Annotated in this window: 14 protein-coding genes and 4 pseudogenes; 9 read left to right on the top strand and 9 right to left on the bottom strand. The window is 73.8% G+C overall.

Translation table 11 applies throughout. The features are described 5' to 3' along the window. Nucleotides 1-125: 125 nt before the first annotated feature. The 5 genes from chvE (at nt 126) to REH70_RS00935 (ending at nt 6305) form a co-directional block, all read left to right on the top strand. Nucleotides 126-1265, top strand: a complete 1140-nt coding sequence (gene chvE, locus REH70_RS00955; protein WP_310750685.1) for a multiple monosaccharide ABC transporter substrate-binding protein — start codon at nt 126-128, stop codon at nt 1263-1265. A 138-nt stretch (nt 1266-1403) separates the two neighbouring features. Then, on the top strand, nt 1404-2951 hold the full coding sequence (mmsA, locus tag REH70_RS00950) for a multiple monosaccharide ABC transporter ATP-binding protein (protein WP_310750683.1): 1548 nt from the start codon (nt 1404-1406) through the stop codon (nt 2949-2951). After that, a complete protein-coding gene (mmsB, locus tag REH70_RS00945; protein ID WP_310750680.1) occupies nt 2948-4180 on the top strand; it encodes a multiple monosaccharide ABC transporter permease in 1233 nt (410 codons plus the stop codon). The genes mmsA and mmsB overlap by 4 nt, the downstream gene beginning before the upstream one ends. A gap of 51 nt (nt 4181-4231) precedes the next feature. Next, a complete protein-coding gene (locus REH70_RS00940) occupies nt 4232-5437 on the top strand; it encodes an ROK family transcriptional regulator (protein WP_310750677.1) in 1206 nt (401 codons plus the stop codon). Between the two features lie 88 nt (nt 5438-5525). Then, nucleotides 5526-6305: an ATP-binding cassette domain-containing protein gene (locus tag REH70_RS00935; protein ID WP_310750675.1), complete on the top strand. Its 780-nt coding sequence runs from the start codon at nt 5526-5528 to the stop codon at nt 6303-6305. Nucleotides 6306-6375: 70 nt separating this feature from the next. On the opposite strand, the pseudogene araA reads toward REH70_RS00935, so the two are convergent. The 6 genes and pseudogenes from araA to REH70_RS00905 all read right to left on the bottom strand — a co-directional run bounded on the left by araA (nt 6376) and on the right by REH70_RS00905 (nt 13216). Then, a pseudogene (araA, locus tag REH70_RS00930) lies at nt 6376-7883 on the bottom strand (L-arabinose isomerase). Nucleotides 7884-8000: 117 nt separating this feature from the next. After that, the gene (locus REH70_RS00925) at nt 8001-8720 is read right to left on the bottom strand and encodes an L-ribulose-5-phosphate 4-epimerase (protein WP_310750672.1); all 720 of its coding nucleotides are present in this window, start codon (nt 8718-8720) and stop codon (nt 8001-8003) included. A gap of 96 nt (nt 8721-8816) precedes the next feature. Further along, on the bottom strand, nt 8817-10394 hold the full coding sequence (locus tag REH70_RS00920) for an FGGY-family carbohydrate kinase (protein WP_310754085.1): 1578 nt from the start codon (nt 10392-10394) through the stop codon (nt 8817-8819). Nucleotides 10395-10571: 177 nt separating this feature from the next. Further along, nucleotides 10572-11556, bottom strand: a pseudogene (locus REH70_RS00915) (LacI family DNA-binding transcriptional regulator). Continuing rightward, the gene (gene proC, locus REH70_RS00910; RefSeq protein WP_310750670.1) at nt 11553-12428 is read right to left on the bottom strand and encodes a pyrroline-5-carboxylate reductase; all 876 of its coding nucleotides are present in this window, start codon (nt 12426-12428) and stop codon (nt 11553-11555) included. The pseudogene REH70_RS00915 and the gene proC overlap by 4 nt, the downstream one beginning before the upstream one ends. Nucleotides 12429-12529: 101 nt before the next feature. Continuing rightward, the gene (locus REH70_RS00905; RefSeq protein WP_310750667.1) at nt 12530-13216 is read right to left on the bottom strand and encodes a hypothetical protein; all 687 of its coding nucleotides are present in this window, start codon (nt 13214-13216) and stop codon (nt 12530-12532) included. A 326-nt stretch (nt 13217-13542) separates the two neighbouring features. Between REH70_RS00905 and radA the strand changes: the two are divergent. Continuing rightward, nucleotides 13543-14957, top strand: a pseudogene (gene radA, locus REH70_RS00900) (DNA repair protein RadA). A 112-nt stretch (nt 14958-15069) separates the two neighbouring features. Then, nucleotides 15070-16125, top strand: a complete 1056-nt coding sequence (gene disA / locus REH70_RS00895) for a DNA integrity scanning diadenylate cyclase DisA (protein ID WP_310754084.1) — start codon at nt 15070-15072, stop codon at nt 16123-16125. Nucleotides 16126-16147: 22 nt separating this feature from the next. On the opposite strand, the gene REH70_RS00890 is transcribed toward disA, so the two are convergent. After that, complete coding sequence (locus REH70_RS00890; protein ID WP_310750664.1) at nt 16148-16831, bottom strand: hypothetical protein; 684 nt, start codon at nt 16829-16831, stop codon at nt 16148-16150. A gap of 184 nt (nt 16832-17015) precedes the next feature. Between REH70_RS00890 and REH70_RS00885 the strand changes: the two genes are divergently transcribed. After that, nucleotides 17016-17930, top strand: coding sequence for an A/G-specific adenine glycosylase (locus REH70_RS00885; protein ID WP_310750661.1), 915 nt, complete (start codon nt 17016-17018; stop codon nt 17928-17930). 117 nt (nt 17931-18047) lie between these two features. On the opposite strand, the gene REH70_RS00880 is transcribed toward REH70_RS00885, so the two are convergent. Continuing rightward, on the bottom strand, nt 18048-18611 hold the full coding sequence (locus REH70_RS00880) for an amino-acid N-acetyltransferase (RefSeq protein WP_310750657.1): 564 nt from the start codon (nt 18609-18611) through the stop codon (nt 18048-18050). Between the two features lie 4 nt (nt 18612-18615). Continuing rightward, a complete protein-coding gene (locus REH70_RS00875) occupies nt 18616-19680 on the bottom strand; it encodes a sugar-binding domain-containing protein (protein WP_310750654.1) in 1065 nt (354 codons plus the stop codon). 161 nt (nt 19681-19841) lie between these two features. Between REH70_RS00875 and REH70_RS00870 the strand changes: the two are divergent. Next, nucleotides 19842-21592 (top strand): annotated as a pseudogene (locus REH70_RS00870) (glycerol-3-phosphate dehydrogenase/oxidase). Nucleotides 21593-21666 lie beyond the last annotated feature (74 nt).

The raw sequence follows: 21666 nt of genomic DNA, 5'->3' as shown, positions 1-21666 counted from the left end.
ACTTCGACAACACCGGCCACGGGACGGCCACGGTCGCGGACGACCGAGTCGGACCCGGAGCGAGGCGTCGAAGCCTCGCAGTCGCCCACGCGGCCGGACGCGTAACGAGCAGAAGGTGGACAAGGATGTCTCGTGTGTGGAAGAGGACCGCGGCCGGATTCCTGGCCGCCGGCATGGTGGTCACCCTGACCGCGTGCAGCAGCGAGCGCGAGCCCGCCGCGGGCGGCGGCGGCACCGAGGAGGGCGCGGCGTCGGCCGAGGAGACCCTCGTCGGCATCGCGATGCCCACCAAGAGCCTCGAGCGCTGGAACCGTGACGGTGCGAACCTCGAGGAGCAGCTGCAGGAGGCGGGGTACGAGACCACGCTGCAGTACGCGGACAACAAGGTCGACCAGCAGATCACCCAGCTGCAGAACATGATCAACCAGGAGGCGGACATCCTCGTCGTCGCCTCCATCGACGGCACCGCCCTGGCGCCCGTGCTGCAGACGGCCGCGGACCGCGACATCACGGTCATCGCGTACGACCGCCTCATCAACGACACCGAGAACGTCGACTACTACGCGACGTTCGACAACTACCAGGTCGGCCAGCTCCAGGGGCAGTTCATCGAGGAGCAGCTCGGCCTCGCCGGCGGAGCCGGCCCGTTCAACCTCGAGCCCTTCGCCGGCTCCCCGGACGACAACAACGCCAAGTTCTTCTTCTCCGGCGCGTGGGACGTCCTGCTCCCCTACGTCGAGAGCGGCCAGCTCGTCGTCCCGTCGGGCAAGTCCCCGGCGTCGAACGACGACTGGCAGAGCATCGGCATCCAGGGCTGGGGCTCCGACACCGCCCAGGCCGAGATGGAGAACCGCCTCAACTCGTTCTACAGCGGCGGCACGCAGGTCGACGTCGTGCTGTCCCCGAACGACTCCCTGGCGCTGGGCATCGCGCAGGCCCTCGAGGGCGCCGGCTACACCCCCGGTCAGAACTGGCCGATCATCACCGGCCAGGACGCCGACAACGCCAACGTGCTGAACATGCTCGCCGACAAGCAGTCCATGTCGGTCTGGAAGGACACCCGCGAGCTCGCCGCACGCGCCGCGACCATGGTCGACCAGATCGCCCAGGGCGAGACCGTCGAGGTCAACGACGAGGAGACCTACGAGAACGGCGTCAAGGTCGTCCCGACCTTCCTGCTCCCGCCGGTCGTCGTCACCCCCGAGAACGTCCAGGAGACCCTCGTGGACTCGGGCTTCTACGAGGCCGGCGACCTGGGCCTGTAGCACCGACCCCACCCCCACCGGCCGCCGGCGTCCGCACCCGCGGGCGCCGGCGGCCCGTGGCTGGGCCCGTGCCCACCACTGCCCACCACCGCGCACCACCAGACATCGACCGTCGGGTCACCGACAGGGGCGAGGAGCATGAACGACAACATCCTCGAGATGCGAGGGATCACGAAGCGGTTCCCCGGCGTGATCGCGCTCCAGGACGTCACGCTCGCGGTCCGCCGCGGCGAGGTCCACGCGATCTGCGGCGAGAACGGCGCCGGCAAGTCGACGCTGATGAAGGTGCTGTCGGGCGTCTACCCGCACGGCGACTACGAGGGCGACATCGTCCTCGACGGCGAGACGGTGGAGTTCCGCGGGATCCGGGACTCCGAGGCCAAGGGCGTCGTCATCATCCACCAGGAGCTCGCCCTGAGCCCCTACCTGTCGATCGCCGAGAACATCTTCCTCGGCAACGAGCAGCGCTCCGCGCGCGGCATCGTCGACTGGAACCGCACCAACGCGCGTGCCGCCGACCTGCTGAGCCAGGTCGGGCTGACCGAGCGGCCGGACACCAAGGTCATGGACATCGGCGTCGGCAAGCAGCAGCTCGTCGAGATCGCCAAGGCGCTGTCCAAGGAGGTCAAGCTCCTCATCCTCGACGAGCCCACCGCCGCGCTCAACGACGAGGACAGCGCGCACCTGCTCGGTCTCATCCGCGGCCTGCGGGACCGCGGCATCACGTCGATCATCATCAGCCACAAGCTCAACGAGATCGAGGCGATCGCCGACTCGACGACGATCATCCGCGACGGCCGGACGATCGAGACGCTCGAGATGAACGGCGCCGAGCCGGTCAGCGAGGAGCGCATCATCCGCGGGATGGTCGGCCGCTCGCTCGACAACCGCTTCCCCGAGCACACGCCGAGCATCGGCGCGGAGGTGCTGCGGATCGAGGACTGGACGGTGCACCACCCGATCGACCAGAGCCGGCTCGTCGTCGACGGCGCCAGCATCACCGTGAACCGCGGGGAGATCGTCGGGCTGGCCGGACTGATGGGCGCCGGCCGCACCGAGCTCGCGATGAGCGTCTTCGGCCGCTCCTACGGCTCCCGGATCTCCGGTCGTGTGTTCAAGGACGGGAAGCTCGTCCAGCTCAACACCGTCGACCAGGCGATCAAGAGCGGTCTCGCCTACGCGACCGAGGACCGCAAGCACTACGGGCTGAACCTCATCGACACGGTCCAGCACAACGTGTCGGCCGCGGCCCTCGGGAAGCTGTCGCGGGGCGGCGTCGTCGACCGCCGCGAGGAGGGCGCCGTCGCGGAGCGGTTCCGCAAGGACCTCAACATCAAGACCCACACCGTGCAGGCGCTCGTCGGGAAGCTTTCCGGCGGGAACCAGCAGAAGGTCGTGCTGAGCAAGTGGATCTACGCCGACCCGGACGTGCTCATCCTCGACGAGCCGACCCGGGGCATCGACGTGGGCGCCAAGTACGAGATCTACACGATCATCAACAAGCTCGCGGAGCAGGGCAAGGGCGTCCTGGTCATCTCCTCCGAGCTGCCCGAGCTGCTCGGGATCTGCGACCGCATCTACACCCTCAGCCAGGGGCGGGTGACCGGTGAGGTGCCGCGCGCCGAGGCCACCCAGGAACGACTCATGCAGTACATGACCATGGAGAAGGACGGGAAGGCGTCATGAGCGTCGACATGAATACGACACCGAACATGCCGGCCGGTGAGCGCGCCCGCGTGCCGCTCGCGCAACGGCTCGGCGGGCTCGGCGGCAACGCCCGCCAGTACGGCATCTTCGGGGCGCTCGTCGTCATCATCCTGCTGTTCCAGGTGCTGACCGACGGCAAGCTCCTGCTCGCCAACAACGTCGCGTCGCTGTTCCAGCAGAACGCCTACGTGATGATCCTGGCGATCGGCATGGTGATGGTCATCGTCGCCGGCCACATCGACCTGTCCGTCGGCTCGGTGGTCGCGTTCGTGGGCGGCATCGTCGCCCTCGCCATGCGCGACTTCGACCTGCCGTGGGTCGTCGCGATCCTCGTCGGCCTCGCGGCCGGCGCGCTGGTCGGCGCCTGGCAGGGCTTCTGGGTCGCCTACATCGGGATACCCGCGTTCATCGTGACCCTCGCGGGCATGCTCATCTTCCGCGGTCTGGCGCTCGTCATCGTCGGCGAGACGGTGGCCGGGCTCCCGTCGCAGTTCATCGACATCGCGGGCGGCTCGCTGCCCAACGTGCTCGGCTTCGTCGGGAACGCCGACGTCGTGACGCTCCTCATCGGGGCCGCGGCCTTCGTCGCCCTGGCGTTCACGCAGGTCCGGGCCCGGCAGTCGCTGCGCAAGCACAACCTGCACGCCGAGCCGTTCGGGCTGTTCATCGCCAAGCTCGTCGTGATCGGCCTGGGCATCGGTGCGCTCACCGTCATCCTGTCCTTCTCCGCCGGCGGCACGCCCATCGTCCTGGTGATCGTCGGCGTCCTGGTGGTGGCGTACTCCTTCCTCATGGGCCGGACCGTCTTCGGCCGGCACATCTACGCGATCGGCGGGAACCGTCCCGCCGCCGCCCTCTCGGGCGTCAGCACCAAGCGCGTCGACTTCTGGATCTTCGTCAACATCGGCGTGCTCGCGGCGGTCGCGGCCATCGTCACCACGTCCCGGGCCGGCGCGGCCATCGCCGCCGCGGGCCAGAACTACGAGCTGGACGCGATCGCCGCGTGCTTCATCGGCGGCGCCGCGGTCACCGGCGGCATCGGGCGGATCTCGGGCGCCATCGTCGGCGCGCTGATCATGGGCGTGCTCAACATGGGCCTGTCCATCATGGCGGTCGACCCGGCCTGGCAGCAGGCCATCAAGGGTCTCGTCCTGCTGCTCGCGGTGGCGTTCGACCTGCTCAACAAGCGTCGCGCCGGGACGCGCTGACGCGAGGGCGGTGTCGGCCGGTCGCACCACAGGGGCAGGGGGACGGTAGGAGTGAGCAGGCGCGGCAGCGCGGCCGGCTCGCAGCAGGGGCTGCGGGCCGCCAACCGGACCCTCGTGGTGGACACGGTCAAGCACTACGGCGGGCTGACCCAGGTCGAGCTCGCCGCGGCCACCGGCCTGTCCGCCGCCACGGTGTCGACGATCGTCCGCGAGCTGCTCGCCGCGGGCGTCGTCGACATCGCCGGCACCACCCGCAGCGGGCGGCGTGCCCAGATGGTCACGCTCGCCCGCCGGGTGGGGCTTGCCGTGGGGATCCAGATCGGGCACCGGCACCTGCGGGTCGCGCTCGGCGACTTCACGCACGAGGTGATCGCCGAGCAGTCCCTCCCGCTGCCGCACGACCACCGCGTCGACACCACGCTCGACCGGGCGGCCCTGCTCGTCGTGGACCTCCTGGAGCAGATGGGCTCCGTGCTCGACGACGTCGTCGGGCTCGGGATCGGGATCCCCGCACCGGTGGACGCCGCGACCGGCCTCATCTCGGTCGCCGACATCATGCGCGGGTGGGAGGACGTCCACATCGGCCAGATCATGGCCGGCCGGCTCGGACGCCCCGTGTACGTCGACAACGACGCCAACCTCGGCGCGCTCGCCGAGAGCACCCTGGGCGCCTCGAGCGCCCACGCCGACTCGGTCTACGTCCGCGCCTCCTACGGGACGGGCGCGGGCATCGTCCTGGGCCGCGCGCTCCACCGCGGCTCCGCCGGCACCGCGGGCGAGATCGGCCACCTGCAGCTCGACCCGCAGGGCGACATCTGCCGGTGCGGCAGTCGTGGCTGCCTCGACACCGTCGTCGGCGCCACCGCGCTGATCGACGCGCTGCGCAGCGCGTACGGCAACCTCACGCTGCGCGACGTCATCACCCGCGCCCGCGAGGGCGACCGCGGCTGCGCCCAGGTGGTCGCCGACGCGGGGACCACGATCGGCACCGTGATCGCCTCGCTCGCGGTCGCGGTCAACCCCCAGTGCGTGGTGGTCGGGGAGCTCGCCGAGACCGGCGAGCTGCTCCTGGGCCCGCTGCGCGAGGCGGTCCGTCGCGGGGTGCTGCCCAACCGGGTGGCCCCGCTCGAGGTCGTCCCCGGCGCCCTCGGCGCCCGGGCGGAGGTCCTCGGTGCGATGGTCCTCGCGCTGCAGTCGACCGACGTCTCGTTGGACGAGCTCAGGCTCGCCCGCTCGGAGCAGGAGGTGGCGCCATGACACCGTGGGCCCGAGCACGACACCGCACGACGCACGCACGCCCCACGCAGCCGCGGGGACGTGACCGACAGGGACGGGGTGACCGGGCATGACCGACGACGCTCGCGCGCCCTTGCTGGCGATGCACGGCATCACCAAGCGGTTCGGCGCGGTGGAGGCGCTGGTCGACGTCGACCTCGTCGTCCACGAGCACGAGGTCGTCGCCCTCGTCGGGGACAACGGCGCGGGCAAGTCGACACTCGCCAAGATGGTGTCCGGCGTCCTCGAGCCGGACACCGGGACCATCGCCATCGGCGGGACGCCGGTCGACCTGACCAGCCCGCAGGTCGCCAGCAGCGCCGGCGTCGCGATGGTCTTCCAGGACCTCGCCCTGTGCGAGAACCTCGACGTGACCGCCAACCTCTTCCTGGGCCGGGAGCTCACGAGCCACGGCGTGCGCGACGACGGCTCCATGGAGGAGATCGCCCGCAGCATCCTGCGCAGCCTCAACTCGCGGATCCCGTCCGCGCGCTCACCGCTGTCCGGGCTCTCCAAGGGTCAGCGCCAGTCGGTGGCGATCGCCCGCACCCTCATCGGGTCCCCGCGGATCGTGGTGCTCGACGAGCCGACCGCGGCGCTGTCGGTCGTGCAGACCGCCGAGGTCCTGACCCACATCGAGCGCCTGCGCGAGCTCGGTCTCGGCGTGATCCTCATCAGCCACAACATGACCGACGTGCGCGCCGTCGCCGATCGCATCGAGGTGCTCCGGCACGGCCGGAACAGCGGGTCGTTCGACACCGCGACGGCAAGCTACGAGGACGTGATCGGCGCGATCACCGGCGCACCCCGCTGCCCGCACGCGAGCGGCGGGGGTGAGCGGCGGGGGTGAGCCGGTCCGGCCCATCCCCGCCGGATGCCCCTGCGGGCCGTCCCTGCCGCCCCCGCCGGCCCTGCCGGCCCTACAGGCCCTGGGCGAGCCGGTAGTACGCCTGGTTCGTCCGGACCTCCCGCGCGAACGAGCGCCGCGTGGTGTCCTCGTCGATGACGAGCAGCTCCGTGCGGGCGATCTCGGCGAAGTCCTCCCACGCCTCGATGCCGACCTGGGTGGTGAGCACCGTGTGGTGCGCCCCGCCCGCGGTGAGCCACGCCTCGGCCGACGTCGCGAAGTCCGGGCGCGGCTTCCACACGGCGCGGGCGACGGGGAGGTGGGGAGCTCGGCGTCCGGCGCGACGACGTCGACCACGTTCGCGGTGAGGCGGAACCGGTCGCGCATGTCGGCCAGCGACACGACGACGCCCACCCCGGGGTCGGTGTCGAACACGAGGCGGACCGGGTCCTCGCGGTCCCCGATGCCGAGCGGGTGCACCTCGAGCGAGGGCCGCGCGGTGGTGAGGGTCGGGCAGATTTCGAGCATGTGCGCGCCGAGGATCTTCTCGTCACCGGGCACGAGGTCGTAGGTGTAGTCCTCCATGAGCGAGGCGCCGCCGGGCAGCCCCTCCCCCATGACCTTGGCGGCCCGGACGAGGACCGCCGTCTTCCAGTCGCCCTCGGCGCCGAAGCCGTACCCGTCGGCCATGAGCCGCTGGACCGCGAGCCCGGGGAGCTGACGCAGCCCGCCCAGATCCTCGAAGTTGGTGGTGAACGCGCGGGCGCCGATGCCCTCGAGGAAGGTCCGGAGCCCGATCTCCTGGCGTGCGCCGTAGCGCAGCGACTCGTGCCGCTCCGCGCCGGCCCGGAGCTCGGGGGCGACGTCGTAGATCTCCTCGTACTCCGCGACCAGCGCGTCGATGTCGGCGTCCGCGACGGCGTCGACCACCTCGACCAGGTCGTTCACGCCCCAGGTGCTGACCTCGACGCCGAACCGCAGCTGCGCCTCGGTCTTGTCGCCCTCGGTGACCGCGACGTTGCGCATGTTGTCGCCGAACCGCGCGAGGCGCAGGTCGTGCGTGGCCGCCCAGGCGGCGGCGGCGCGGACCCACACCCCGATGCGCGTGCGCACGGCCGGATTCGACGCGTGGCCGACGACGGTCTTGCGGGCGACCCCGAGCCGCGTCTGGATGTAGGCGAACTCGCGGTCACCGTGCGCGGCCTGGTTGAGGTTCATGAAGTCCATGCCGATCTCGGACCACGGCAGCTCGACGTTGGCCTGCGTGTGCAGGTGGAGCAGCGGCGTGCGCAGCGCGTCCAGCCCGGCGATCCACATCTTGGCCGGCGAGAACGTGTGCATCCACGCCACGACGCCGACGCACGCGTCGCTGGCGTTCGCCTCGAGCGCCATGCGGCGGATCGCGTCCGCGCTCTTCAGCACCGGCTTCCACACGACCGTCACCGGGACCTCGTCGGACTCGTCGAGGGCGCGGGCGATGACCTGGGACTGCTCGGCGACCTGGCGCAGCGTCTCCTCGCCGTACAGGTCCTGGCTGCCGGTGAGGAACCAGATCTCGCGGTCGGCGTACGGCTTGGTCATGACGGGGCTCCTGGTGCGGTCGGACGGTGCGGGTCGGGTGCGGGTCGGGTGCGGGTCGGGTGCGGGTCGGGTGCTACTCGGGGGCGACGGGCGCCCGCCCGGGCGGGCGGTGGGGCGTCAGCCCTGGCCGTAGACGTTCTGGTAGCGCGCGTACAGCGAGTCGACGTCGGACGACGCGATCGGCACGGGCTCGCCGAGCTGGCGGGCGATGTGGATCGTCCGGGCCACCTCCTCGGCCATGACGGCGGCCTTGACGGCCGCCTTCGCGTCCTTGCCGATCGTGAACGGACCGTGGTTGCGCATGAGCACGGCCGGCGACCGGCTGTCACGCAGCGTCTCGACGATGCCGCGACCGATCGAGTCGTCCCCGATCAGCGCGAACGGACCGATCGGGATGGGCCCGCCGAACTCGTCGGCCATCATCGTCAGCACGCACGGCACCTCCTCGCCGCGCGCGGCCCAGGCGGTCGCGTACGTCGAGTGGGTGTGCACGACGCCGCCCACGTGCGGCATGTGCTGGTACACGTACGCGTGCGCCGCGGTGTCCGACGACGGCGACCGGTCGCCGTCCACGAGGGTGCCGTCCAGGTCGCACACGACCATGGCCGCGGGCGTGAGGTCGTCGTACGTCACGCCCGAGGGCTTGATGACGAGGAGGTCGTCCGGGCCGGGCCCCGCCGCGGGGTCGACGACGACGCGCTGGGAGACGTTGCCGGCCGTCCACACCACCAGGCCCCACCGGGGCAGCTCGGCGTGCAGGGCCGCGACGACGTCGCGGGTCCGCGCGACGGCGTCGCGCACCGCCTCCGGGTACGTGCTCAGTGCCTGCGTCGTCATGTCCGGCCTCCTGCCGTGCGTCCTGCTCGTGGTGCCGCCGACGTGCGGCGGGGGATCGGGATCGTGCGTCCGGTCGTGCGGTGCGGCCGGGGCCGGTCACGCCGGGTCGACCGCCTCGACGGCCGCCCGCTCGACCGGGAGGCCGGCGACGTAGCGGTCGAGGAACGTGGCGTACCCCGCCAGGTCGGCGGCGTCCGGCTCCACGACGTCGACCGCGGCCCCGGCGAACACGCGGGTGCGCAGGTAGGTGCCGAGGTCGGCGTCGTCGGCCGCACCGAGGTAGCCGGCGAGGAGCGCCATCCCCCACGGCCCGCCCTCGCCCGCGGACGTCGCGACCCCGACCGGGGCCCGGACGGCGGCGGCCAGCAGGCGCTGCGCGACCCCGGCCGTGCGGAACATGCCGCCGTGGGCGTACATCGCGTCGACGGCGACGCCCTCGGCCTCCAGCACGCGCATGCCGAGGCTGAGCGTGCCGAACGCGGCGTACACCTGGGTGCGCACGACGTTGGCGAGCGTGAGCCGGCTGCCGGGGGTGCGCACGAGGAGCGGACGCCCCTCGGCCAGACCCGTGATCGGCTCGCCGGACAGGTAGTTGTAGGCGAGCAGCCCGCCACCGTCGGCGTCGCCGTCCAGGGCGGAGCGCAGGAGTGCACCGAAGACGTCGTCGGGCGCGGTCGGGTGACCGAGCGCGGTGGCGAACTGACCGAAGACCTCGGCCCACGCCCCGAGCTCGCTCGCCCCGTTGTTGCAGTGCACCATCGCGACCGGGTCCCCGGCCGGTGTCGTCACCACGTCGAGCTCGTGGTGGACGCCGGCGAGCGGGCGCTCCAGGACGACCATGGCGAAGATCGACGTGCCCACGCTGACGTTGCCGGTGCGCGGGGCGACCGCGTTCGTGGCGACCATGCCGGTGCCGGCGTCCCCCTCCGGCGGGCACAGCGGCACGTCGGCCGTCAGGGTGCCGGTCGGGTCGAGCAGCGCGGCACCCTCCGCGGTGAGCCGGCCGGCCTCCTGCCCCGCGACCAGCACCTCGGGCAGCAGGTCCCGCAGGGCGGGCAGACCCGGACGACGCCCGGCGAGGAGCCCGTCGACCGCCTCGAGCATGGCGGCGTCGTAGTCGTGGGTCGCCGGATCGATGGGGAACATGCCGGACGCGTCGCCCACGCCGAGCACGTGGCGCCCGGTCAGCCGCCGGTGCACGTAGCCGGCCAGCGTGGTCAGGGAGCGGATCGCGGGCACGTGCGGCTCGTCGTCCAGCACGGCCTGGAGGAGGTGGGCGACCGACCAGCGCAGCGGGATGTTGAACCCGAGGAGCTCGGTGAGCTCGGTCGCGGCCCGTTCGGTGGTCGTGTTGCGCCACGTCCGGAAGGGCACGAGGAGCCCGTCGTCGGCGTCGAACGCGAGATAGCCGTGCATCATCGCGGACACCCCGAGTGCGCCGACCGTCGCGGGGCGCACACCGTGCCGACGCTCGGCGTCCGCGAGCAGTGCGGCCGTGCAGTCCTGCAGCCCGGTCCACACGGCGTCGAGGTCGTAGGTCCACACGCGGTCGACGAACTGGTTCTCCCAGTCGTGGCTGCCGGTCGCCAGCACCGCGCCGTCCGGCCCGACGAGGCACGCCTTGATGCGGGTGGAGCCGAGCTCGATGCCGAGCGACGTGGCGCCCTCGGTGATGAGCTCGGCGGGGGACGCGCGGGGGGCTGCTGGGGGTCGACGGCCATGTCGCTCCCGTCCGGGACGGCTCGTGCACCGCCTGCGCCACAACGCGACGAGCGGGTGCGCCTCCGGCGGGTCGCCGGGGGCACGTCGATGTTAACGCTCACACCAGCGACGTCAAGGCGGCACCCCGACTCAGGCCCGGGGCGCTCCGGTGGTGTCCCGCACCACGAGCCGCGGGACGATCGGCGCATGGTCGGCCGACCGTCCCTCCATGACCTCGACCAGCAGCTGCAGGCAGCGCCGGCCCAGCTCGCCGAAGTCCTGCCGGACGGTCGTCAGCGGGGGAAGAAGTGCGCAGAGCCGTCGACGTCGTCGAAGCCCACCACCGAGACGTCGTCGGGCACCCGGACGCCGGCCTCTGCGAAGGCGCGCAGCAGCCCGAGGGCGAGCTGGTCGTTCGCCGCGAACACCGCGGTCGGCAGCCCGTCGGCGACCAGCCGGCGTCCGACCTCGTAACCCTGGCCGGCGTGCCAGGTGCACGCGACCGGCTCGCCCGCCGCGACGCCGGCGGCCGCGAGCTCGTCGCGCCACCCCGCACGCGCGAGCGCGCGTCGAGCCAGTCCTGCGGCCCGGCCAGGTGCAGCACGTGCCGGTGCCCGAGGTCGAGCAGGTGGCGGGTCGCGATCCGGGCACCCGCGTACTGGTCGACGGCGATCGCCTGCAGCCCCGGGTGGTCGAGCCCGCGCGGGCCCACCATGACCAGCGGCACGGGGGCGCCGAACGCCCGGACCGCCTCGACCGCGTGGTCGTGCGCCGCGATGACGACGACGCCGTCGACCCCTTGGGACATGAAGTGCTCGAGCACCTGGTGCACGCCGGCGGCGTCCCAGCGTGCGAGCGTCGCCATGCTGACGAACAGGCCGGCCTCCCGCGCGGCCCGTTCCACCGCGATCAGCGTGCTGGTCGGCCCGAAGAGCGCCGAGCCGGACGTCACGACGCCGATCGTCCCGGTGCGCCGGGTCACCAGGGCCCGCGCCGCGGTGTTGCGCCGGTAGCCGAGGTCCGCGATCGCGGCGAGCACCCGCGCCCGCGTCTCGTCCCGCACGCTCGGGTGGTCGTTGAGCACGCGGGAGACCGTCTGGTGGGACACCCCGGCGACGCGGGCGACGTCGCTCATCGCCGGTGGGCGCGGCCGCGTCCGCACCGGGTCGGTCGGGGCCTCGGCCACCTACTGCGCCCCGAGCTCGACGGAGCGGTCGTGCGCAGCCTGCGCCGCGGCGACGAACGCGGCCCGCACGCCGTGCGCGTCGAGCTCGCGGACCCCGCGACCGTCGTCCCACCCGGTGAGGACACGCGCTCGCGCAGGACGACCGGGTGCTCACCGGTCTGCTGCACCATGGCGGCCGCGCCCTGGACCGTCGCGACCGCGAGCTCGCGCGCCCGGTCCCGCGTCAGCCCGAGCAGGACGCCGGCCTCGGCCATCGCGTCGATGACGTAGAAGACGTACGCCGGCCCGGACCCGGAGATCGCGGTGACGGCGTCGAGGTCCTTCTCCGGCGCACGGACCACGAGCCCGGTCCGGGCCAGCACCCGCTCGGTGAGCGCGAGGTGGTCCTCGCCGGCGTGCGTGCCCGGGCTGATCGCGCTCGCGCCCTGCCCGATGACGGCCGGGGTGTTCGGCATGACGCGGACCACCGGGGTGCCGTCGGGCAACCGCGACTCGAGGAACGCGCAGGTCAGACCGGCCGCGACCGAGACGACGAGCGTCCCGGGGCGCAGCCGCGCGCTGATCTCGGTCAGCACGCCGCCGACGTCGCCCGGCTTGAGCGCGACGACGACGACGTCCGCCCACCCCGCGACCGCGGGCGCCGGGTCCATCGCGCGGACCCCGTACCGCTCGGCCAGCTCGTTCGCCCGCAGCGCGGACCGCTCGGCGACCCGGACGTCGTCCAGCGTCCACCCCGCGCGCAGGGCGGCGGCCACGACCGTCTCGCCCATCACCCCACCGCCGAGCACCGCGAGCCGAGGGGTGGTCACGTCGTCGGTCATCTCGTCCCTCTCCGGCGGTGGTCCGCGCCGGACGGCGGGACGTCGCCCGTCAGCGTAGGTGAGCGGGCCGTCCGGTCGGCAGGCGGCCCGCGTGGGCGGACCTACAGAGGGAAGGCCGCGTGCACGTCCCGGACGACGTCGGCCGGCCCGGTCACCTGCAGCAGCGCGGTCCCGTTGGTCCAGGTCACGACGGCGGTGCCGTCGTCGACCGGCGTGAGCGCCCACCGCCCGACGGGCGTGCCGTCGACCATGACCTCGCCCGACGTCGGGTCGCCGGGGTCCGGGGCGTCGGGGTCCGGCTCGCCGGAGGTCGGGTCGTCGGCGGACGCCTCGCCGCTCGCGTCCGCTCCCCCGCCCGGCTCGCGCACCGCGCGCGTCCAGGCGTCCCGCGCGTCCTCCGGGGTGGGCCACTGCCCCGCGAGGACCGTGAGGGTGCCACCCGCGCCGTCCGCGTAGTCCAGACGGTGACCCTCGAGCGCACCGTCGAGGAGCAGGGAGCGCTCCTCGGTGATCCCGGTCAGCGCGAACGCGAGCACGGTCGACGGCAGCGCATCCGCGAACGGGCTGGTCGGCTGCCGCTCGACCGGCGCGACGGTCGGCGTCGGGGACGGCAGGACGACGACGTGCGGCGGCGGCGCAGGTACGGGATCCGGCCGGAACGCACCCACCGCGGCGGCCGCGCCGGCACCGGCCACCAGCACGGCGGCGACGGCACCGAGCGCGATCGCCCGACGGGACCGCCGACGCCGCGGCGTCGCGGCGTCGGCGGTCTCCGCCGCGGGGGCCATGTCGCCGTCCGGGGCCGTCGGGGGACCGAGGCCGGACCGGGACGCGGTCGTCGGCTCGAACGGCCAATCGCCCGGCGGCCCGGCGGTGGTCGGCCGCCGCCCCGCATCCGTCATCCGTGCCTCCGACCGTGTCCAGGGCCATCTCGCGGGCCACGTCGGCGCGAGCCTACGCACCGGGACCCGCCGCCGGGTGGACCCCAGTCCGGTGCCCGTGCCCGGTCCCGTGCCCGTGCCCGTGCCCGTGCGTGGGCGCCCCTCCGGCACCCGGTCCACAGGCACGAGCGGGTCGGTCGGGCGTGTGGGTGGCGCGGGCTAGCCTCCGACGCATGGCCACCTCCTCCACCGCCCGACGTCCCGAGCGCACCCCGCGGACGGGTCTGCGATGCGCTGAGTGCGGCTGGACGACCACCAAGTGGGTCGGCCGCTGCGGCGAGTGCCAGGCCTGGGGCACCGTCGTGGACGACACCGGCCCGGGTGGCGGGGCCCCCGCACCGTCGCCACCACCACGATCCGGACGCCGGCGCGCCCCATCGGGGAGATCGACGTCGAGCTGTCCCGTGCCCGGCCGACCGGGGTCGCGGAGCTCGACCGCGTGCTCGGTGGCGGGCTGGTGCCCGGGGCGGTCGTGCTGCTCGCCGGCGAGCCCGGTGTGGGCAAGTCGACGCTGCTCCTCGACGTCGCGGCCCGCGCAGCCCGCGGTGGCCGGCGGGTGCTGTACGTGACCGGTGAGGAGTCGGCCGGTCAGGTGCGGCTGCGCGCCGAGCGGATCCACGCCGTCGACCCCGGGCTCCTCCTCGCCGCGGAGACGGATCTCGCGACGCTGCTCGGGCACGTGGACCAGGTCGGGCCGGACATGATCGTCGTCGACTCGGTGCAGACCATCGCGTCCGCCCAGGTCGACGGGGCGGCCGGGGGTGTCAGCCAGGTCCGTGAGGTCGCCGCGGCGCTCATCGCGGTCGCCAAGGAGCGCGACATCCCGACGGTGCTCGTCGGGCACGTCACCAAGGACGGCGCGATCGCCGGGCCGCGCACCCTCGAGCACCTCGTCGACGTCGTCTGCCAGTTCGAGGGGGACCGCCACTCCCGGCTGCGCATGGTCCGCGCGACCAAGAACCGGTACGGGCCCACGGACGAGGTCGGCTGCTTCGACCTGTCCGAGACGGGGATCGTCGGGCTCACCGACCCCAGCGGCCTGTTCCTCTCCCAGGCGCTGCACCACGTCCCCGGCACCTGCGTCACCGTGACCCTCGAGGGCCGTCGACCGCTCGCCGCCGAGGTCCAGGCACTCGTCGCCCCCAGCGTCCTGACCAACCCCCGCCGGACGACCAGCGGCGTGGACTCCAGCCGGCTCGCGATGGTCCTGGCGGTGCTGCAGCGCCGCGTCGGGGCCCGCCTCGCCGACGTGGACGTGTACGTCTCGACGGTCGGCGGCGCGCGCACGGTGGAGCCCTCGGCCGACCTTGCCATCGCCCTCGCCACGGTGAGCGCGCGGGACAACGTCGCCCTCAAGACCAACATGATCGCGCTCGGTGAGATCGGCCTGGCCGGCGAGATCCGCCCGGTCGCCGGGGTGTCCCGCCGGCTGGCGGAGGCCGCCCGCCTCGGCTTCACCAACGCCGTCGTGCCGCTCGGCTCGGTCGAGCCCGGCGGCGCACCGGACGGCATGACGGTCGCCGAGGCCGGGAACCTCGCGGAGGCCGTGCTGCACGCCAGCGGGCCGCGCGAGGCGACGACGCACTGACGCCGGGCGCCGACCCGGCGCGGCCCGGGCGTGGCGCCGCCGTCCTCCGCCCCGGGCCGGGACCGCCCGCGTAGGATCCGCACGTGGCCACCCCTCCCTCACGCCCGACGACCTGCTGCGGACGACGCTCGCCGCCGTCGCCCCGGGCGGGGAGCTCCGCGACGGCCTGGAGCGCATCCTGCGCGGCCGCACTGGGGCCCTGATCGTGCTCGGCTTCGACCGGACCGTGGAGTCGATCTCGACCGGCGGCTTCGTGCTCGACGTCGAGTTCTCGGCCACCCGCCTGCGTGAGCTCGCGAAGATGGACGGCGCCGTCGTCGTCGACAAGGACGCGACCCGCATCCTGCGCGCCGCCGTGCAGCTGCTGCCGGACCCGTCCATCGAGACCACCGAGTCCGGGACGCGGCACCGCACCGCCGAGCGCGTCGCCAAGCAGACCGGCTACCCCGTGATCTCGGTCAGCCAGTCCATGCGGATCGTCGCGCTGTACGTCGGCGGGCTGCGGTACGTCCTCGAGGACTCCGACACCATCCTGTCCCGTGCGAACCAGGCGCTCGCCACGCTCGAGCGGTACAAGTCGCGCCTGGACGAGGTCAGCGGCACGCTGTCCGCGCTCGAGATCGAGGACCTCGTCACCGTCCGCGACGTGTCGGCCGTGGTGCAGCGGCTGGAGATGGTGCGCCGGATCTCCGAGGAGATCGCCGGCTACGTCGTCGAGCTCGGGACGGACGGGCGTCTGCTCGCGCTGCAGCTCGACGAGCTCATCGGCGGCATCGGCGCGGACCACGAGCTGGTCATCCGCGACTACGTCGAGACGTCCCGCAAGGACCGCGAGCCGGCCGCCGTGCAGGCCGCCCTGGCGGCGCTCAACTCGACCGAGCTCCTCGACCTCGCGCACATCGCGCGGATCCTCGGCCTGCCGGGCGGTGGCGACGCGCTCGACGCCGCCGTCGGGCCGCGCGGGTACCGCCTGCTGTCGAAGGTCCCGCGGCTGCCGAACACCATCGTCGACCGGCTGGTCGGGCACTTCGGCGGCCTGCAGAAGCTGCTCGCCGCGGGGATCGACGAGCTCATGGCCGTCGACGGCGTCGGGGAGCAGCGCGCCCGCGCGGTCCGCGAAGGGCTGTCCCGCCTGGCGGAGTCGAGCATCCTCGAGCGCTACGTCTGACGCGCGAGGCCCGTCCGCCGCGTCACTCCAGGATGAACACGACCGTCTGCGACGTCGCCGCGCCGAGGGTCGCCACCGCCTGGTAGGTGCCGGCGCGCGGTGCGGGCAGGTCGGCCGGGCACCCCTCGGCGGAGCGGACCCGCGCCCACTCGATCGGCACCGAGTCGGCCGCCCCGGCGGCGAGCAGGAGCTGGCGGGAGGCGCGGTCGTCGGGCGCGCAGTCCTTGGTCGACCAGACCCGGTCCTCGCCGGAGGTCACGACGACCTCGCGTGCGGCGTCGCCGGCGTCGACCGTGCACGGCAGGTCACCGACGTTCGTGACCGTCGCGGTCAGCACCGGGTTCGCGGTGGGCGCGACCTCGACGTCCGCCGCGGTGAGCGTCAGCTGGAGGGCGGCCGGGGTGCAGTCGACCGGGGTCGCCGGGGCGTCGTCCTCGCCGCCGTCCTCGCCGTCGGCGGCGTCGTCAACAGCACCGGCGTCGTCGGCCGCCCCCGCCTCGCCGTCGTCACCCGAGGTCGCGTCGACGTCGGCCTGCTGCTCGGTGGCCGCCGCGGCCCCGGCGTCGCCGCCGCGGTCGCCACGCAGCCAGGAGACCAGGCTCGCGGAGCCGACCACGAGCGCGACCACGAGCAGCACGACCAGCAACCGCCGGATCCAGTACACGCGGGCGCGCTGCGGGCCGACGGGATGCAGGACCGTGCTCATCACCACTCCTCTGCTGTCCGGCCTCGCCGTCGTCGGCCGGCTCGACCCGCTCACCGTACGGGTGGCCGGCACGGTGACCCGGACGGCACGCCGGTCGCCGTCGAGGCCACGTCGACGGCGACGGCGACGGCAGCGGCGACGGCGACGGCTCGGTCCGGTCGCCGGCGTCGGGCACCATGGGCGCGTGCGTCCGCCCTCCCCGACCCCGCTCCCGCCCGCGGCGGCTCTGGTCGAGCGGACGGTCGCCTGGTTCGGCGAGAACCGCCGTGACCTCCCGTGGCGCGCGCCGGACCGGACCGCCTGGGGCGTCCTGGTCAGCGAGGTGATGCTGCAGCAGACGCCGGTCGTGCGGGTCGCGCCGGTCTGGACGTCGTGGATGCAGCGGTGGCCGACGCCGCGCGCCCTGGCCGACGCGAGCACCGCGGACGTCCTGCGGGCCTGGGGTCGGCTCGGGTATCCGCGGCGCGCGCTGCGGCTCCAGGAGTGCGCCCGCGCGGTGGCCGAGCGGCACGCCGGCGTCGTGCCGGACGACGAGGACGCCCTGCGGGCGCTGCCCGGGATCGGCGCCTACACCGCGGCGGCCGTCGTCGCGTTCGCGTACGGGGGACGGTCGGTGGTGCTCGACACGAACGTACGGCGGGTCGTCGCCCGGGTGATCGGTGGGCACGCGCTGCCCGCCCCGACGCAGACCGCGGCCGAGGTACGGCGCGCGGCCGCCCTCGTCCCGGCGAGCGCTCCGCAGGCCGCCGCCTGGGCGGCGGCGTCCATGGAGCTCGGTGCCGTGGTGTGCACGGCACGGTCGCCGCGGTGCGCCCGGTGCCCGGTCGCCGACCTCTGCGCGTGGCGGGCCGCCGGGTACCCCGGGGACGTGCACGCCGACCGGCGCCGCGCCCAGGGCTGGGCCGGCACCGACCGGCAGGTCCGCGGGCGCGTCATGGGTCTGCTGCGCGCGGCCGCCGGACCGGTGCCGCTGGCGACGTTCACGACCGACGGGGACGACGCCGCCCAGCTGCGGCGGTGCGTCGACGGGCTCGTCGCGGACGGTCTCGTGCAGCGAGTCGGGCCGGACGACGACGTGTCCCTGCAGCTGCCGGCCTGAGGCCGCACCCACGCGCCGCGACGCCGGGACGCCGGGATGCCGCGACGCCGCGCAAGCATGCCGGGACGCCGGGCGAGCACCGGCGCCGGTGCGGCCGTCGTCGGCGGCCGCCCGGCGTCAGTCCAGCTCGATGAGCATCCGGGTGTTGCCGAGGGTGTTGGGCTTGACCCGGGCGAGGTCGAGGAACTCCGCGACGCCGTCGTCGTGCGAGCGCAGCAGCTCGGCGTACACGTCGGATGGGACCGGTGTGCCGTCGATCGGCCGGAAGCCGTGCGCGGCGAAGAAGTCGACCTCGAAGGTCAAACAGAACAGCCGACGCAGGCCCAGGGTCCGGGCGCGCTCGACGAGCGCCTCGAGCAGGGCGTGGCCCACCCCGCGACGCCGCCACCGCGGTGACACGGCGAGCGTGCGGATCTCGGCGAGGTCGTCCCACATGACGTGCAGCGCACCGCAGCCCGCGAGCTCGCGCCCGCCGTCCCCCGCCGCGGGCGTCGCCCCGCCCTCGCGCTCCTCGCTGGTCGGCGGCGCCTCGGCGACCAGGAACTCCTGCACCGACTCGTAGTACCCGACCATCTCCTTGGCCAGCAGGATCCGCTCGGTCGCGTACGGCGCCACCAGGTCCCGGATCGCGCGGACGTCGGCGGGCACGGCGGGGCGCACGGTCAGGGGCGTCCGGGTCACGCCCTCACCGTAGCGGCGCGCGTCCGGCCCCACCGTGCCCGGCCGCGTGCCCGGCCGCACCGTGCCCAGCCCCGCCGTGCCCGGCTGCACCGTGCCCAGCCCCGCCGTGCCCGCTCGCCGCGACGTCGAGCAGCCGCTGCGCGGTCAGCTCGTCGATCACCAGGTCGGTCACCACACCCGAGCGCAGCGCGGCGAGCAACGGGACGACCTTGTTGTCACCGGCCACGACGCACACCCGGCGCGGCACGCGGTGCAGCTCGGCGGGCGTCGGACCGGTCGCGCGCGCGTTCAGCGCGACGTCCGCGTAGCTGCCGTCCGCGCGCAGGAAGACCGTGCACACGTCCCCGACCACGCCCTCGCCGTGCAGCGTCTGGATGTCGGCGTCGTCGAGGTACCCCGCCGAGTACACGTGGCTCGGCACCGCCCCGGCGACGGCACCGACCGAGAACAGTGCGATGTCTGCACGTCGTTGCACGTCCAGGACGCGGCGCACCGAGCGCTCGCGCCACATGGCCGCCTTCGTGTCCGGGAAGTCGAAGAAGGCCGGCACCGGGAAGTGGTGCACCGCGGCGTCGAACGCCGAGCCGAAGCTCGAGATGAGGTCGCTCGCGTACTCGATCCCGCTCGTGCGCATGTTGGCGGCACCGTTGAGCTGCACGACCGCGCTGCCCCGCGTGGGCTTGTGCAGAAGGTGCCGGCTGACCGCCGCGAGCGTCGTCCCCCAGGCGATCCCCATGACCATGTCGGAGTCGAACCAGGACGCGAGGAGCTTGGCCGAGGTGACCGCGACCTGGTCCAGCCGGTCGATCTGCGCCGCAGAGTCCGGCACGGGCACCACGTAGGCCGCGACGCCGAAGCGGGTGCCGAGGGTCTGCCCGAGCCCGGGAGCCCGCGTGCTCGCCGGCCGCAGCGTGATCTCGACGAGGCCGGTGTCCCGCGCGCGCTTGATCAGCCGCGACACCGTCGAGCGTGAGGTGTGCAGCTGCCGGGCGATCACCTCCATCTTCATGTCCTGGAGGTAGTACATCGACGCCGCGCGGAGGACGTCCTGCTCGCGCTCTTCGGGCATGTCAGCCTTTCGTGGCGTGCACGTTCGTGCACGTTCCTTGCGCGTCCGTTCGTCCGGTGAGAAGCATAGGGGTCGCACGCGCGACATTCCGGACACACGGGGGACGAGACGGTCGGCGTGCGACGTGCGCGCCGAGCGGCTCGCACCGACAGGAGGACACGGTGAAGACAGCGGCACTGACGGCGCAGGCACGCAGCGCGGCTCTGGACGAGCTCGACGCCAGCACCACCTCGGGCCACGAGCTCGACGTCCTGGTGATCGGAGGCGGCGTCACCGGCGCCGGGATCGCCCTCGACGGCGTGACGCGGGGTCTCAAGGTGGGGATCGTGGAGGCGCAGGACTGGGCGAGCGGCACCTCGAGCCGCTCGAGCAAGCTGGTCCACGGTGGCCTGCGCTACCTGCAGATGCTCGACTTCCACCTGGTGCGCGAGGCGCTCACCGAGCGCGACCTGCTGATCACCCGGCTCGCGCCGCACCTCGTGCGCCCGGTGTCCTTCCTCTACCCGCTCGAGCACCGCGTGTGGGAGCGGGCGTACGTCGGCGCCGGCGTCGCGCTGTACGACACGCTGGCCAGCGTCAACGGGCGCCGTCGGGCGCTGCCGATCCACAAGCACGTGACGCGTCGCGGCATGGAGCGGCTCTTCCCCGACCTGCGCCACGACGCCGCCATCGGCGCGGTCCGGTACTGGGACGCGAGCGTCGACGACGCCCGCCTCGTCTCCACCCTGATCCGCACCGCGGTCTCGTACGGCGCGCACGCGGCGTCGCGCACGCAGGTGGTCGGGATGACGACGACCGAGGGCGGCACCGTCACGGGCGCGACCGTCGAAGACCTCGAGACCGGCCGGACGTTCGACGTCCGGGCCCGACACGTGATCAACGCGACCGGGGTCTGGACCGAGGAGACCGAGTCGCTCGCCGGGACCGACGGCGGCCTGCGCGTCCTGGCGTCCAAGGGCATCCACATCGTCGTCCCGCGCGACCGCATCGCCGGTGACGTCGGGCTGATCCTGCAGACCGAGAAGAGCGTCCTGTTCATCATCCCGTGGTCCCGCTACTGGGTCATCGGCACCACCGACACCGCATGGCACCAGGACCTCGTCCACCCCGTCGCCAACGCCGCGGACATCGACTACGTCATCGACCACGCCAACACCGTGCTGTCGCGGCCGATCAGCCGCGAGGACGTCATCGGCACCTGGGCCGGACTGCGCCCGCTGCTGCAGCCGGGGACCAAGGAGGGGACGTCGTCGGCGAAGGTGTCGCGCGAGCACACCGTCGCCTCCCCGACCCCGGGGCTGACCGTCATCGCCGGGGGAAGCTGACCACCTACCGCGTGATGGCCAAGGACGCCATCGACTTCGCGATCGGCGGCCGCGCGCACGGGCTGCCGTCCATCACGGACACCATCCCGCTCGCCGGGGCCGAGGGGCTGCAGGTGCTCCAGCGTCAGGCGCCGACCATCGCGAGGCGGTACGGCTGGTCCCGCACGATGCTCGACCACCTCCTGCACCGCTACGGCTCGATGCTCCCCGAGCTCATCGCCTCCGTGGACGCCGATCCGAGCCTGGGTGAGCGGCTGACCGGCGCGCCCGCGTACCTACGGGCCGAGATCGCGTACGCGGTGACGCACGAGGGCGCCCTGCACCTGGACGACGTCTTCCTGCACCGGACCCGGCTCAACTACGAGCAGGCGGACCGCGGGGTCGGCGCGATCGAGGAGATCGCGGACATCGTGGCCCCGCTGCTCGGCTGGGACGCGTCCACGCGCGCCGAGGAGGTCGCCGCCTACACCGCGCGCGCCGAGGCCGAGGCCGAGGCCGAGCAGGCCCCGGACGACGAGGCCGCGCAGAGTGCGCGGCACGCCGCGCCGGACATCACCCCGCTGCGCCAGCTCGCGGCGGGCGCGTAGAGGAGCTCCGCCGGCGCACCGCTGCGCCGACGGCGACGCACCGGGGCGTGCGGATGGCTCCCCGGTGCAGAACG

It is taken from the genome of Cellulomonas sp. ATA003 (genome assembly GCF_031582905.1).
In the GTDB taxonomy this organism is placed as follows: domain Bacteria; phylum Actinomycetota; class Actinomycetes; order Actinomycetales; family Cellulomonadaceae; genus Pengzhenrongella.
Note: the sequence above shows the minus strand (reverse complement) of the source record. Positions and strands in the feature narration are given on the sequence as shown.